12 protein-coding genes are annotated in these 14,126 nt (G+C 41.4%); 11 read left to right on the top strand and 1 reads right to left on the bottom strand.

The window, feature by feature from the left end:
• Positions 1-60 precede the first annotated feature (60 nt).
• Positions 61-4,497: a translocation/assembly module TamB domain-containing protein gene (locus tag DBK98_RS16205; protein ID WP_005806295.1), complete on the bottom strand. Its 4,437-nt coding sequence runs from the start codon at positions 4,495-4,497 to the stop codon at positions 61-63.
• A 200-nt stretch (positions 4,498-4,697) separates the two neighbouring features.
• Between DBK98_RS16205 and tsaD the strand changes: the two genes are divergently transcribed.
• From tsaD to DBK98_RS16150, 11 genes are all read left to right on the top strand, one after another.
• Positions 4,698-5,717, top strand: coding sequence for a tRNA (adenosine(37)-N6)-threonylcarbamoyltransferase complex transferase subunit TsaD (gene tsaD / locus DBK98_RS16200; protein ID WP_005806292.1), 1,020 nt, complete (start codon positions 4,698-4,700; stop codon positions 5,715-5,717).
• Between the two features lie 68 nt (positions 5,718-5,785).
• Positions 5,786-7,018 (top strand): CinA family nicotinamide mononucleotide deamidase-related protein, encoded by a 1,233-nt coding sequence (locus DBK98_RS16195; RefSeq protein ID WP_005806291.1) that lies wholly within the window; start codon positions 5,786-5,788, stop codon positions 7,016-7,018.
• Positions 7,019-7,139: 121 nt separating this feature from the next.
• Positions 7,140-7,400 (top strand): 50S ribosomal protein L28, encoded by a 261-nt coding sequence (gene rpmB / locus DBK98_RS16190; protein ID WP_002560154.1) that lies wholly within the window; start codon positions 7,140-7,142, stop codon positions 7,398-7,400.
• Between the two features lie 22 nt (positions 7,401-7,422).
• The gene (gene rpmG, locus DBK98_RS16185; protein ID WP_002560155.1) at positions 7,423-7,611 is read left to right on the top strand and encodes a 50S ribosomal protein L33; all 189 of its coding nucleotides are present in this window, start codon (positions 7,423-7,425) and stop codon (positions 7,609-7,611) included.
• A gap of 19 nt (positions 7,612-7,630) precedes the next feature.
• Positions 7,631-7,789, top strand: a complete 159-nt coding sequence (locus tag DBK98_RS16180) for a DUF4295 domain-containing protein (protein ID WP_005777897.1) — start codon at positions 7,631-7,633, stop codon at positions 7,787-7,789.
• A 150-nt stretch (positions 7,790-7,939) separates the two neighbouring features.
• On the top strand, positions 7,940-8,899 hold the full coding sequence (gene ftsY, locus DBK98_RS16175; protein ID WP_005806289.1) for a signal recognition particle-docking protein FtsY: 960 nt from the start codon (positions 7,940-7,942) through the stop codon (positions 8,897-8,899).
• On the top strand, positions 8,896-10,194 hold the full coding sequence (rimO, locus tag DBK98_RS16170; RefSeq protein ID WP_005806287.1) for a 30S ribosomal protein S12 methylthiotransferase RimO: 1,299 nt from the start codon (positions 8,896-8,898) through the stop codon (positions 10,192-10,194). Before ftsY ends, rimO begins: the two co-directional genes overlap by 4 nt.
• 75 nt (positions 10,195-10,269) lie before the next feature.
• Entirely contained in the window at positions 10,270-10,560 is a 291-nt protein-coding gene (locus DBK98_RS16165) for an HU family DNA-binding protein (RefSeq protein WP_005777892.1), read from the top strand.
• Entirely contained in the window at positions 10,553-11,956 is a 1,404-nt protein-coding gene (locus DBK98_RS16160; RefSeq protein ID WP_005806286.1) for an HU family DNA-binding protein, read from the top strand. The genes DBK98_RS16165 and DBK98_RS16160 overlap by 8 nt, the downstream gene beginning before the upstream one ends.
• 246 nt (positions 11,957-12,202) lie before the next feature.
• Entirely contained in the window at positions 12,203-13,198 is a 996-nt protein-coding gene (locus DBK98_RS16155) for a MoxR family ATPase (protein ID WP_005777888.1), read from the top strand.
• A 56-nt stretch (positions 13,199-13,254) separates the two neighbouring features.
• Positions 13,255-14,124 carry a DUF58 domain-containing protein gene (locus tag DBK98_RS16150; protein ID WP_005806284.1) on the top strand — a complete coding sequence of 290 codons (870 nt, stop codon included), beginning with the start codon at positions 13,255-13,257 and terminating at the stop codon, positions 14,122-14,124.
• The last annotated feature ends 2 nt before the right edge of the window (positions 14,125-14,126 follow it).

Here is a 14,126-nt window from a genome sequence, read left to right as displayed (position 1 = left end):
TTTTGTATTCTTTCTTTGTAAGAGAGACATACGAAAATAAAGACTGAAGAAAAGAGAGCGTCACATCGGATGCTCTCTTTTCATTTCCGATTTAGCTTTGGTGATGTCCTTTACCGTGTCATTCGGGATGCTGTCTCGTGCGGTAGCCTGTTTCTTTCTTAGGTTTCTCAACTTCCATTTATTCCAGAAGAGAAGTTCACTCCATTTATTAAAATCTTTTTTGTACATGATACCGATTCCTTGGGTAGTCAGGTTGGTTCGTGTATAATAACGGTCGTTCGTTTCATTATACGCCTTCAGACGTATGTCTCCTGAGCGGTTGAGCAGCCATTCCGCTTCAAAGTCTCCGATGAAATTGGTATTAGCTAACGGATTATCCCGGTAGCCGAAATTACCATTAATAATCAGACGGTTGTTCAATAACTGTCCGGACAGGATACCTTCTATTTCCATGTCCGTCCAGCCTTTGTCACCGGTACTGAGATTCGTTCCGATGTTCCAGTTGTTGTTATCGAATACCTGCGATAACAGATTGTTTAACTGTCCGGACAGGGTAGAGAATAGGGCTGACGATGTCATATTGGAGTTTTGGGTGCCTCCGGTACTCTCCTGTGGATAGAACTTGCCGATACCCAGCAGATAGAGTATCTGTATGTTCATCTGCTCTTCCGTACTGATGTAATTGCGTACCAGCGTCTGTATCTCGTCCCGTTCGTTGGGGAGTTCGATACCTAATTTAATATTGGGGCGCCAGAGAATTCCGGTCAGGTTCATGATGCAATTCACCTTTACATTGGGTTGCTGGGTGATCGGGTCTGAGGCATCGGGGATCAGGTCATTCAGCGAAGCAGAGTTCACCGTATAACTGGCTTGTATATCGAGCGTCGCATCCAACGGGGGACCGTTGAAAGTGATACTGCTTCCGTCTTTTATGATAAAGTCCTTGCGGATGACTTCCTGCAAGCTGAACTTATAAATACCCTGGCTGATGCGGTAGTTTCCGAACATTTTCACATCTCCTTTATTAAAGAACTCTGTCCGTATGTTGCCGGAGCCTTTACCGCTGATGTAGTCTCCGGCAATGGGGTCCATGATAATTTTCATAGTAGCGTCCGGAGTAGCATCTATCAACAGATTCAGGCGGATATCCGTTTTTGTCTCTTCCTCCTCCATCTCCTGCTGCAGCCGCTCATATTCTGATATTACATTGATGGAATCTTGAACGAATCTGCGCGGAGTTTTGTCGATAAACTTAATGAACTGGTTGCTGGCTGCTGAAGCAGTGGCATTGGTTATGTAGACAAAATTGGTATTGCGGTTGGTCGTGACGGCTGCATTGACTTGCAGTTCCTGCGGATTGCCAACCAGCATCGCATTGCCGGTTCCATACACTTTTCCGTAGAAGTTGATATCAGAGCTTTCTTTCGTGTCCATCAGTAACATGTTGTTCACGTTGAATTCGAAGTGATAGCTCAAATCCCTGAAATGCCTGAAATTTAGTTTGCCGTTCATTGTGCCCTGGTGCCCTTCCATATCTGCGATATGTATATTGTCGAAAGTGATACCGGTGGTGGACAGACGGATAGTGTCTTTTACGGCAAATGATGTGTTTAATATTCCTATCTTCAACGACGCATCTGTCATCAGATCCCCTTCGATGTTGAGCTCCTTGAATTTTCCATAGAAATGAGCTTTGCCACTGGTACGTCCATGCAGGTCTTCGACAATGGAGCGCATGAAATATTGGAGGAACTGAATGTTTGTATGCTCCGTTTCTATATTCAAATCCAGTTTACTTTCCGGCTTTAACGGATAGACGTGCCCGATGACGTGCGTTTTCGATAGCCCTTCTTCTTCCATGTGAGCATCCAGGAAGATGGCACGTTTGTCGTTCTCCCATGCTCCGTAAATATCCATTGCTCCCAAAGAAGCATCATTGAAGGTGAAGTTTTTAAAATGTAAGCGGGTATTCATGACCGGCTCCTTCAAAATGCCACTGGCATATGCCGTTCCGGTGGCATCTCCTTTAAAGTCCACATCGTCAAAATCTACCACATCGAATACGTAACCCACATTGATGTCCTTCAGGTCTACCTTCAGTGTGTCTTCGGCATGTTCCGAGATGCGTCCGTCGATGCGGATGTGACGGTCTTTATGCGAGAAATAGAAATCGTTTACATCTACTTTGCCCGAATCTACTACTACTTGTGACGGATGAATCTGCCACAAAGTATCGTTCAGGATAATGTCTGTCTGCTTGATGTCTACGACTGTTTTCAGTGACGACTTTTCTTCGGCCTTGCGGAAGAAGCTGGCAGCAGCGGATAATCGTCCGCTATAAGTATTGATGGTATTATTGCCCCAATTGATGTTGGCACTTATGGTATCATTTTGGGCTTGCGCATCCAGTGAGATGCTTACGGCACTCTCTTTTTTCAGGTTATTGAACCGTATCTTGGCCTTGAACTGGTCAGTAGGATTTTCACAGAGCACCAGTCCGGACTCGATAAACGTGTTTTGATATTGTAGCCGGGGGAAATAGCCCTCTACTCGCAGCCGCTGTGCCTGGTCATTGAAGTAACCCTTTACAGTCGAGTGCGTATATATCTTCAATGGGATGTCGAATACGGTAGACAGCAGTTCTGTATTGAATATGTGGACATCGAAACTGAAGTTGTTATTCGTTTCAATCGGCTTCTTATCCGGCTGGATCAATGAAGGAATGTATCGCCGCATAATATTCATTACGCTTGCCGGAAGTGTGTGATACAGATAATTACCTTCAATACTTGCTTTCAGGAAACTGGAGGTCAGTTTCAGTTGGTTTTGTTTGTCTTGTCGAGTGGCTATGATGTTGATATTATCCAGAAAGTAATTCTTTTCGGGTGCGGTGAATTGTAGACTGTCTATGTTGATTTCACCTATCATTTCATCGATGGAACCGCCACGGAAGTTAGCTTTCAGCTTCAGAGAGAATTCTGCGTCCGGATAATCCTTGGTCAGGTTCAAGTCGTGCGGGCGTACTTTATCTATTACAGCATTGAAGTTGAAAGTCGGGATTTTCTCGACTACATTGATGTTACCATTTAAATGTATCGAACCGTTTTCATCATCCAGTGCCACCTTTCCGTCGAAGCCGCCACGTTCGAACTCTCCGTCGAGTGTGATATTCTCATATTTATAATTACTGTATTCGAGGGCAGCTATCAGGCCTTTTAGCGTGATGGCGGGGTACTGGTTACGGTAGTGGCTGCCTTGAACATTCAGATTAAAGGTAATTTTGCCCAGTTGCTTGTTATCCAGCAACTGTCCCAGCTCGAAGTCGGTGGTCTTTACACCTCCCGAATAAGAAAACAAGGCTTTGGCTTTATCGGAACTGAGCTTTAAGTCAGTTTGGACAGAACCAATGTTGGTACGAAACAGACCGTACATGACCAAATCTGTGAAATACCCCGATATTTCACCGTGAAAGGAAGCATTTCCTAAACGCTGCAGAATAGGAGGAACCCCATTGTAATGCGGACTCAGGTTGCGTACCAGGAATCCGATTCCATCGTTATTGGCAGATAGATTGGCAAGATGCCCGTATACATAGGCATCTTGCGGGCGTGATAGATCCTGTAAAGAGACATCTCCCTTCAGTCGGAATTTATCGCCTGCATTAATTTCCAGCGTTTTGCAGTTCAACTGGTTGAGTGTACCTTCTACATCGATGCCCAGATCCAGCTTTTCTTTAAAGTTGGATAGTGCCGGAACAAAAGCTGAAATATCATTCAGGGTCACGTAGGATGGCAGAGTACGGAAAGAGAAACGGACTTCATCGGCAAAATGATTGAGTGCTCCCAAACTGTCATATTCCATCCGAATGGTATCCATTTTCATTTCGGTACCCGGCATTTCTATAGCAAAATTCTCTATTTTCATGCCTCTGTCATTAGCTATGACTTTCAGGCTCAACTTTCTCAGCTCAAAGCCCGATTGTTCATCCACGCTTAGCCGTTTGATGGCCGCATTGATCGAATCGCCTTGAAGTGCTTTGAGAGAGATGTTGGCAATGATATTATGCAATTTGACATGCTGGGGGTTGAACTTTCCGGGAGTTTCTTTTTCCGACAGTACATCGTAAGCCAACTTACCACGGCGTATCAATATAGAGTTGATACGCAAGTCGAGGCTCTTGTCTGTTTTTACTGTGTCTTTAGAGGCAAATGTGTCAAGGACAAATTTGAAATTAGGGTCCGTATTCGGAGTAGGTTTGTTCAGGTTGATGTTAAAGCCGAACAATTGTACACTGCTGATTGCGATTTTTCCGTTGAATAGGGGGATAATATCAAACTTGGCGGAAAGACGAGTAATTTTAAGCATCTCTTTGCCCGATTGATCGTCGAGCAGCACATCGTCTATGATGATACGATTCAATAGTCCGATATCTATCTTACCGATAGTCAGTTCAGTACCTAATGTCCGGGATAGTTCTTTTGCGACAAACGTGGTCATATTTCGCTGAATAAAAGGAATATTCAGCAAAATGATAGTTCCGATATATATACCTAATATAATACCGATAACCCAGCGTACAGTCTTCTTCAGCGTTCTGATAAGCGGTTGTTTTTATTTTGCGAACAAAAATATAAAATAGTTCGTTATGAATCCTACTTTTATCATTACTTTTGCATCGTTTAAATATCAAAAAGCGTATGAGTACAATTATATTAGGAATTGAGTCTTCCTGTGACGATACGTCGGCTGCGGTAATAAAAGATGGTTTTCTGTTGTCGAATGTAGTGTCCAGTCAGGCGGTGCATGAAGCTTACGGTGGTGTAGTACCCGAATTAGCATCACGTGCGCATCAGCAAAATATAGTACCTGTGGTGCATGAAGCATTGAAACGTGCAGGGGTGACGAAAGAGGAATTGAGTGCGGTAGCTTTTACGAGAGGTCCCGGACTGATGGGATCGTTGCTGGTGGGAGTATCTTTTGCGAAAGGGTTTGCCCGCTCATTAAACATTCCCATGATCGATGTTAATCATCTGACAGGACATGTATTAGCACATTTCATTAAAGAAGAGGGTGAAGAGAATGAACAACCCACTTTCCCATTCCTTTGCTTGTTGGTGTCCGGGGGTAATTCTCAAATCGTACTGGTGAAGGCATACAATGATATGGAGATTTTGGGACAGACAATTGATGATGCTGCCGGAGAAGCTATTGACAAATGTTCAAAAGTGATGGGGCTTGGTTACCCGGGCGGTCCTATTATTGACCGTTTGGCACGTCAGGGCAATCCGAAGGCTTATACATTCAGCAAACCCCACATCCCAGGGTTGGACTATAGTTTTAGTGGATTGAAGACATCGTTTCTTTACTCGTTGCGTGATTGGATGAAAGAAGATCCCGATTTCATCGAACATCACAAGACTGATTTAGCCGCTTCTCTTGAAGCGACTGTTGTAGATATATTGATGGATAAACTCCGTAAAGCAGCCAAACAGTATAAAATTAACGAGGTAGCTGTAGCAGGTGGTGTGTCCGCCAATAACGGTTTGCGTAATGCTTTCCGTGAGCATGCGGAGAAGTATGGCTGGAAGATTTTTATTCCAAAGTTTAGCTATACCACGGACAATGCTGCAATGATCGCTATTACGGGATATTTTAAATATCAGGATAAAGACTTCTGTCCTATGGAATTGCCGGCTTATTCACGTGTGACTTTATAAAAGAAAAGAGGGTAGATCTTTCTTCTTCTTTATATCTATAATATTGAGAAAGCTAAATAAAAAAAATCATGTTTGCAGAGATAATAACCATCGGTGATGAGTTGCTGATAGGCCAGGTGACTGACACTAATTCGGCATGGATGGGACGCGAATTAAATAAAGTCGGTATCGAAGTTATTCGTGTAGTGTCTGTACGTGATCGTGCAGAAGAGATAACCGAAGCAGTGGATGCCTCGATGAAAAGGGCGGATATTGTATTGATGACAGGTGGTTTGGGTCCTACTAAGGATGATATCACCAAACAAACCCTTTGTGAATATTTTGGTACCAAACTGATTTTTAGTGAGGCTGTATTTGAAAATGTGAAGCGGGTATTAGCTGGAAAAATACCGATGAATGCGTTGAATAAGAGTCAGGCGATGGTGCCAGAGAATTGTACGGTCATTAATAATCGGGTGGGAAGTGCCTCTGTCAGTTGGTTTGAAAAGGATAGTAAAGTGCTTGTTTCCATGCCCGGTGTTCCTCAGGAGATGACTACGGTAATGAGTGAAGAAGTGATTCCTCGTTTGTGCGCAAAGTTTCATACAGATGCCATTGTACATCGTACTTTTACTGTGCAAAACTATCCGGAATCAGTGCTGGCTGAAAAACTGGAGCCTTGGGAGGTGGCGCTGCCGTCCTGTATTAAACTTGCTTACTTGCCTAAACCCGGTTTGATTCGTTTGAGATTGACAGGACGTGGACAAGATCGTCAGGAAGTAGAGACATACTTAAATGTTGAGAGCGCCAAATTGGAAGCCATTTTAGGTGAAGATATTTTGGATGAAGAAGATACACCGATTGAGATTCTGATTGGGGAACTTCTGAAAAAGAAGAAATTGACCCTTTCCACCGCAGAAAGTTGCACCGGTGGAAGTATTGCAGCCCGTGTTACTTCGGTTGCCGGAAGTTCGGAATATTTTAAAGGAAGTGTAGTGGCATACTCTAATGAAGTAAAGATGAAATTGCTGGGTGTGTCGATGGAAACGCTTGAAAAGAAAGGTGCTGTAAGCGAGGAAACCGTAATTGAGATGGTAAAAGGTGCGATGAAAGCGCTGAAAACTGATTGTGCAGTCGCCACTTCGGGTATCGCAGGTCCTGGTGGAGGTACTAAGGAGAAGCCTGTTGGTACAGTCTGGATTGCTGCTGCCTATAAAAATGAAATTTGCACTATGAAGCAGGAAACTGACCGCGGAAGAGAAATGAATGTGGAGAGAGCAGGTAATAATGCTCTTCTGTTACTTCGAAAATTGGTGAAATGAAGAAAAATTACTGCTGAATAATGAATTTATTTAAGAAATGCTTGTTTTATATCTATAAAAGTGCTTACTTTGCGCTCTGTTTGAAAGAAGTATAGATTAAAACTATAAAAATAAGATAGAAATGTCGAAGATTTGTCAAATTACCGGAAAGAAAGCCATGATTGGCAACAATGTTTCACACTCAAAGAGAAGAACTAAGAGAACCTTTGATTTGAACTTGTTTAACAAAAAGTTCTACTATGTAGAACAGGACTGCTGGATCAGCCTGAGCCTCTGCGCTGCTGGTTTGCGTATTATTAATAAGAAAGGTTTGGACGCTGCTCTGAATGATGCAGTTGCCAAAGGGTATTGTGATTGGAAAACCATTAAAGTTATTGGCTAAAACGTAAGAGGAGAAACTGATTATGGCAAAGAAAGCAAAAGGTAATAGAGTTCAGGTGATTCTGGAATGCACAGAACACAAAGATAGCGGTATGCCGGGAACATCTCGTTATATCACAACTAAGAACAGAAAGAATACTACAGAAAGACTTGAGTTGAAAAAATACAACCCGATTCTGAAGAGAGTAACAGTACACAAAGAAATTAAATAAAAAAGAAAGAGTATAACCCATGGCAAAGAAAACAGTAGCAAGTTTGCACGAAGGATCTAAAGAAGGTCGTGCTTATACTAAGGTTATCAAAATGGTTAAATCTCCGAAGACTGGAGCTTACATTTTTGATGAACAAATGGTTCCTAACGAAAAAGTACAAGACTTTTTTAAGAAATAAGCCGGTTGCATTAGATTGCAACCTGAAAAATCCTCTCACTGATATTCATTGAGGGGATTTTTTTTGCCAATTTTATTCGCTTCAATTTTTACTTTACGCCAGTTTTATTATATCTTTGTAGCATAATGTATTATACAAATAATTGTAATCATGGGATTTTTTAGTTTTTTCTCAAAGGAAAAGAAGGAAACTTTAGATAAAGGATTATCTAAAACCAAAGAAAGTGTATTCAGCAAGATTGCCCGTGCGGTAGCCGGCAAGTCGAAGGTGGATGATGAAGTGCTGGATAATCTGGAAGAGGTGCTTATCACATCGGATGTGGGAGTAGAGACTACTCTTAATATCATTAAACGTATTGAAAAACGTGCGGCAGAAGATAAATATGTAAATACACAAGAGCTAAACTCAATTCTGCGTGAAGAAATTGCAGCATTGTTGACTGAGAATAATTCGGATGATGTTGCTGATTTCGATGTTCCGGTAGAGAAAAAGCCTTATGTCATTATGGTAGTGGGTGTGAATGGAGTTGGTAAAACAACTACCATTGGTAAACTTGCTTATCAATTCAAGAAAGCTGGTAAATCTGTTTACTTGGGTGCGGCCGATACATTTCGTGCAGCAGCTGTAGAACAGCTTGTAATTTGGGGAGATAGAGTAGGTGTACCGGTGGTAAAACAAAAAATGGGTGCTGATCCCGCTTCGGTTGCATTTGATACATTAAGCTCGGCCGTTGCTAATGATGCGGATGTTGTGATTATAGATACAGCAGGACGCCTACACAATAAGGTCGGTTTGATGAATGAACTGACGAAGATTAAGAATGTAATGAAGAAGGTGGTACCTGATGCTCCGAATGAGGTGTTGCTGGTGCTTGATGGTTCAACCGGGCAGAATGCCTTTGAGCAGGCTAAACAATTCACGTTGGCTACAGAGGTGACTGCCATGGCTATAACAAAACTGGACGGAACGGCAAAGGGAGGCGTTGTTATCGGAATTTCAGATCAGTTTAAGATTCCGGTGAAATATATTGGATTGGGTGAAGGTATGGAAGACCTGCAGGTTTTCCGCAAGAAAGAATTTGTAGACTCCTTATTTGGAGAGAATGCATGAAAAGAAAAACTATAGATATCATAACATTAGGGTGCTCTAAGAATTTGGTGGATTCGGAACAGTTGATGCGTCAGTTGGAAGAAGCCGGATATGATGTTACCCATGACTCGGAAAAACCGACAGGAGAAATAGCAGTTATCAATACCTGCGGTTTCATCGGTGATGCGAAAGAAGAATCAATTAATATGATTCTGGAATTTGCCCAGGAAAAAGAAGAAGGAAATCTGGAAAAACTTTTTGTTATGGGCTGTCTTTCGGAACGCTATTTAAAAGAATTGGCGATTGAAATTCCTCAGGTTGATAAGTTTTATGGTAAATTCAACTGGAAAGAGTTGTTGCAGGACTTGGGAAAAGCCTACCATGACGAACTTCATATTGAACGTATGCTAACTACCCCTAAACATTATGCTTATCTGAAAATATCAGAGGGGTGTGACCGCAAATGTTCTTATTGCGCTATACCAATCATTACAGGACGTCATGTGTCTCGTCCCATGGAAGAGATCTTGGACGAAGTGAGATACTTGGTTTCCAATGGTGTGAAAGAGTTTCAGGTGATTGCCCAGGAGTTGACTTACTATGGAGTCGATTTATACAAGAAACAAATGCTCCCGGAATTGATTGAGCGTGTTTCTGAGATTCCGGGTGTGGAATGGATACGTTTACACTATGCATACCCGGCACATTTTCCTGAAGACTTGTTTAGAGTGATGCGTGAACGGGATAATGTATGCAAATACATGGATATAGCATTGCAACATATTAGTGATAACATGTTGCAACGTATGCGGCGTCATGTGACCAAAGAAGACACCTATCGGTTAATTGAACAGTTTCGTAAAGAAGTTCCCGGTATTCATTTACGTACAACGTTGATGGTGGGGCATCCGGGTGAAACAGAAGAGGATTTTGAGGAATTGAAAGAGTTTGTCCGTAAAGTCCGTTTCGATAGAATGGGGGCTTTTGCTTATTCAGAGGAAGAGGGCACGTATGCGGCAGCTAATTATGAAGATTCTATTCCTCAAGAAGTGAAACAGGCCCGCTTGGATGAACTGATGGATATTCAACAGGGGATTTCTGCTGAACTTAGTGCATCTAAGGTGGGGTGGCAAATGAAAGTTATCATTGATCGTATAGAGGGTGATTATTATGTTGGGCGCACTGAATTTGATTCTCCGGAAGTAGATCCTGAGGTATTAATAAAGTGCGAGGGAGATAGTCTGAGGGTTGGTAACTTTTATCAAATAGAGGTGATTGATTCCGATGAATTCGATCTTTTTGCGAAAGTTATCTAAAGATATTTCCCTAAGAATTTGTTTTTTTCATTCGGATTGACTAATATAGCAACACACTTTTAAAATTGTAGTATTTTGAATAACAAAGAATTTACTTCAGAACTTTCGCGCAGGTTAGGATATAATACAAAAGATACTTCTGACTTGATAACTACTCTGCTGTCTGACATCATTCAGGAGCTGCAGGAAGGTAATGCTATAGGAATACAGGGATTTGGTGCTTTTGAAGTAAAAAAGAAGGCTGAGCGTATTGTCATCAATCCTGTCACCAGACTACGCTTGTTGGTTCCACCCAAACTGGTGTTGGCATTCAAGCCAAGTCCAATCTTAAAGGATAAGTTTAAAGAAGCATTTCCGTATGAATGAAAGGTTGACTATACAGAATCTTGTTGATTTACTGGTTAGCAGGCATGGGGTCCCTCAAAAAGATGCCGATGTTTTTGTTCGGGAGTTTTTTCTGTTGATAGAACAGGCTCTGGAGAATGATCAGTACGTGAAAATCAAGGGGCTGGGAACATTTAAACTGATAGGGGTTAATAGCCGTGAAAGTGTAAATATCAATACAGGCGAACGAATTAAGATAGAAGGACATACAAAGATTTCTTTTACTCCTGATCCTTCTTTGCGGGATATTATTAATAGGCCTTTTTCTCATTTTGAGACGGTTGTACTGAATGAGAATACTGTATTGGAAGATACGCCGATAGAGGAATTGGAGGGAGATCCGGTGGATGTGCCTGAAGTAGAAGGAACACAGTTTATGGAGGATGTCTCAATTGAAACAGAGCCTATAGAGGCAGCAAAGCAGATAGAAACAGCAGAATCGGAGGGTATGCTGGAGCAAAACGCAGAGAATGCTGAGACTACTACAGGGGATATTGAGGAGGATACGAAAAAAACGGAAAATATAGAAATTGGAAGTCGAATGGTTGATGTGCCTGAAGAAGTTGAAAAGGAAACCTGCAAGGATACGGGCACAAAGACTATCATAGAAATAGAAGGATTATCTGTTGATGAAGTATCGGAAGACATTAAACCAGATAAGACTGACGAAGGATTCGAGGAAGAACAAGAGCAGGCGGAAAAAGAAATAGAAGAAGGCGAGGCTCCTAAACTGACTGCAGAAGAAATAATTGCTCGGGAGATTCAGAAAACAGAAGTTCCGATTGTTCCTATGGGAAAGGAGAGGCACCCCCAAAAAGAAATTAAATTCAAAAAAGAGAAGTCTCCTGTCCCTTATTTGGTAACTATCATAGCGGTTGTTATGCTGCTTTGTGGTGCGGCTCTGGTTTTTGTTTATTATCCGGATTTGTTTTCTAAAAAAGAAATGCAATCAACCGTAATTGAAGCGGTGGAGAAAAAAGAGCCTATAAAGGAAGTCCCGTTAGATACTGTTATGAAAACAGATACTATAGCCGAAGTGGTGGCAAAAATGCAGGATAAACAACAGGTAGTGAATCCTAAACCTGTGTCGGTGAAAACGGATAAAGTATCGGAGAGTAAATCGGTTGCTCAGGAAAAGGTTACTAAGAAGGTGGTGTCAATACCTGTTAAGCCGGATTCTGTAAATTACATAATTACCGGTACTAAGACTACCTATACGATGAAAGAGGGGGAGACTTTAACCAAGGTCTCTTTACGCTTCTATGGTACAAAAGATTTGTGGCCTTATATTGTTAAGCATAATCAGGGAGTGATTAAGAATCCGAATAGTGTGCCATATGGTACTGTACTTAAAATACCGGAACTTGTTAAAAAGTAACGGCTTTGTATGGCACCCGGGTGTATAAACTTGTATACATCCGGGTGCCGTGTTTATGTTATACAAATACAAAAGCGTATGAAAGTACCTTAATCTAAAGACTTCGCATTGTTTTTTAATAAAAATTAGTTGGAATGGTTAAAGATATAGTGTACTTTTGGAATCGAAATTAAAAAGCCTTACAACATAGGTTTCATTTACATTATAAGTAAGAAATTAAACAATAAAATAAAATAATTAGTATTTATGGCTGAATCAATTGACATCCGCGAATTGAACGAGCGGATTGAAAGACAGAGTGCTTTCGTTACCAATCTTACAACAGGCATGGACCAGATCATTGTGGGTCAGAAACATTTGGTAGAGTCACTGTTAATCGGGCTACTTTCTGACGGGCATGTATTGCTTGAGGGTGTACCAGGATTGGCAAAAACTTTGGCAATCAAGACATTGGCTTCGTTGATCGATGCAAAATACAGCCGCATACAGTTTACGCCTGATTTGTTGCCTGCCGATGTTGTAGGTACTATGGTTTACAGTCAGAAAGATGAAACCTTTCAAGTGAAAAAAGGTCCGATTTTTGCTAATTTTGTATTGGCCGATGAAATAAACCGTGCGCCTGCCAAAGTGCAGAGTGCCCTGCTTGAAGCCATGCAGGAACGTCAGGTGACCATTGGTAAAGAGACATTCTTGTTGCCTGAGCCATTCCTTGTGTTAGCTACACAGAACCCGATTGAGCAGGAAGGTACATATCCGCTTCCGGAAGCTCAGGTAGACCGTTTTATGCTTAAGGTGATTATTGATTATCCGAAGCAGGAAGAGGAGAAATTAATTATTCGCCAAAACATTAATGGAGAGAAATTCAATGTGAAACCTATTTTGAAGGCAGAAGAAATAATTGAAGCCCGTAAAGTAGTACGCCAGGTTTATCTGGATGAAAAGATTGAACGCTATATTGTAGACATCGTATTTGCTACACGTTATCCCGAAAAATATGATTTGAAAGAGCTGAAAGATATGATTGGATTCGGTGGTTCACCTCGTGCTTCCATTAATCTGGCTTTGGCTGCACGTACTTATGCATTTATTAAACGTCGTGGCTATGTGATTCCGGAAGATGTACGTGCTGTTGCACATGATGTCCTCCGGCATCGTATCGGATTGACATATGAAGCGGAAGCCAGCAATGTAACTTCTGATGAAATTGTAAGTAAAATATTGAATAAGATAGAAGTGCCTTAATTTTAATTGAGAATGAATAATCCTCAATTACCAACTTTCAATTCTCAATTAAATAGATGGAAACAAGTGAAATTCTAAAAAAAGTTCGTCGGATTGAAATAAAGACGCGTGGATTGTCGAACAATATTTTTGCAGGACAGTACCATTCGGCCTTCAAAGGTAGAGGTATGGCTTTTTCTGAGGTGCGTGAATATCAGTTTGGTGATGATATACGTGACATTGACTGGAATGTGACAGCGCGTTTTAACAAACCTTTTGTGAAGGTGTTTGAGGAAGAGCGTGAACTGACGGTGATGTTGATGGTGGATGTTTCCGGTAGTTTGGAATTTGGCACCGTAAAACAACTGAAGAAGGATATGGTAACAGAAATTGCAGCTACTCTCGCATTTTCTGCTATTCAGAATAACGATAAGATCGGAGTTATTTTTTTTTCAGACAGAATAGAAAAATTTATTCCTCCCAAGAAAGGGCGTAAACACATTCTGTACATTATTCGTGAATTGATTGATTTTAAGCCCGAAAGTCGTCGTACAAATATTCGCCTTGCTTTGGAATATCTGACGAATGTCATGAAAAGACGTTGTACAGCTTTCATTTTATCCGATTTTATAGATCAGGAAAGCTTTAAGAATGCAATGACCATAGCCAATAGGAAACATGATGTTGTCGCTATTCAAGTATATGACAGGAGAGTAGCTGAGTTACCGGCAGTAGGTTTGATGCGGATTAAAGATGCGGAAACCGGACATGAACAGTGGATAGACACATCTTCGGCCGGAGTGCGTAAGGCGCATCATGAATGGTGGGTAAATAAACAAACTGAGTTAGACGAGACGTTTACCAAAAGTAATGTTGATTCTGTTTCGGTACGTACTGATCAGGATTACGTGAAAGCGTTACTGAATTTATTTGCTAAACGAAATTAACA

Source organism: Bacteroides sp. PHL 2737, assembly GCF_004115325.2.
In the GTDB taxonomy this organism is placed as follows: domain Bacteria; phylum Bacteroidota; class Bacteroidia; order Bacteroidales; family Bacteroidaceae; genus Bacteroides; species Bacteroides hominis.
This window is presented reverse-complemented; position numbering and strand designations above follow the sequence as displayed.

Excerpts from the sequence above, each read along its gene's own strand:
- rpmG (WP_002560155.1), top strand. The coding sequence starts at position 7,423 with ATGGCAAAGAAAGCAAAAGGTAATAGAGTTCAGGTGATTCTGGAATGC.
- DBK98_RS16155 (WP_005777888.1), top strand. The coding sequence starts at position 12,203 with ATGGCTGAATCAATTGACATCCGCGAATTGAACGAGCGGATTGAAAGA.
- DBK98_RS16150 (WP_005806284.1), top strand. The coding sequence starts at position 13,255 with ATGGAAACAAGTGAAATTCTAAAAAAAGTTCGTCGGATTGAAATAAAG.
- rimO (WP_005806287.1), top strand. The coding sequence starts at position 8,896 with ATGAAAAGAAAAACTATAGATATCATAACATTAGGGTGCTCTAAGAAT.
- ftsY (WP_005806289.1), top strand. The coding sequence starts at position 7,940 with ATGGGATTTTTTAGTTTTTTCTCAAAGGAAAAGAAGGAAACTTTAGAT.
- DBK98_RS16195 (WP_005806291.1), top strand. The coding sequence starts at position 5,786 with ATGTTTGCAGAGATAATAACCATCGGTGATGAGTTGCTGATAGGCCAG.
- DBK98_RS16160 (WP_005806286.1), top strand. The coding sequence starts at position 10,553 with ATGAATGAAAGGTTGACTATACAGAATCTTGTTGATTTACTGGTTAGC.
- DBK98_RS16180 (WP_005777897.1), top strand. The coding sequence starts at position 7,631 with ATGGCAAAGAAAACAGTAGCAAGTTTGCACGAAGGATCTAAAGAAGGT.
- rpmB (WP_002560154.1), top strand. The coding sequence starts at position 7,140 with ATGTCGAAGATTTGTCAAATTACCGGAAAGAAAGCCATGATTGGCAAC.
- tsaD (WP_005806292.1), top strand. The coding sequence starts at position 4,698 with ATGAGTACAATTATATTAGGAATTGAGTCTTCCTGTGACGATACGTCG.
- DBK98_RS16205 (WP_005806295.1), bottom strand. The coding sequence starts at position 4,497 with ATGACCACGTTTGTCGCAAAAGAACTATCCCGGACATTAGGTACTGAA.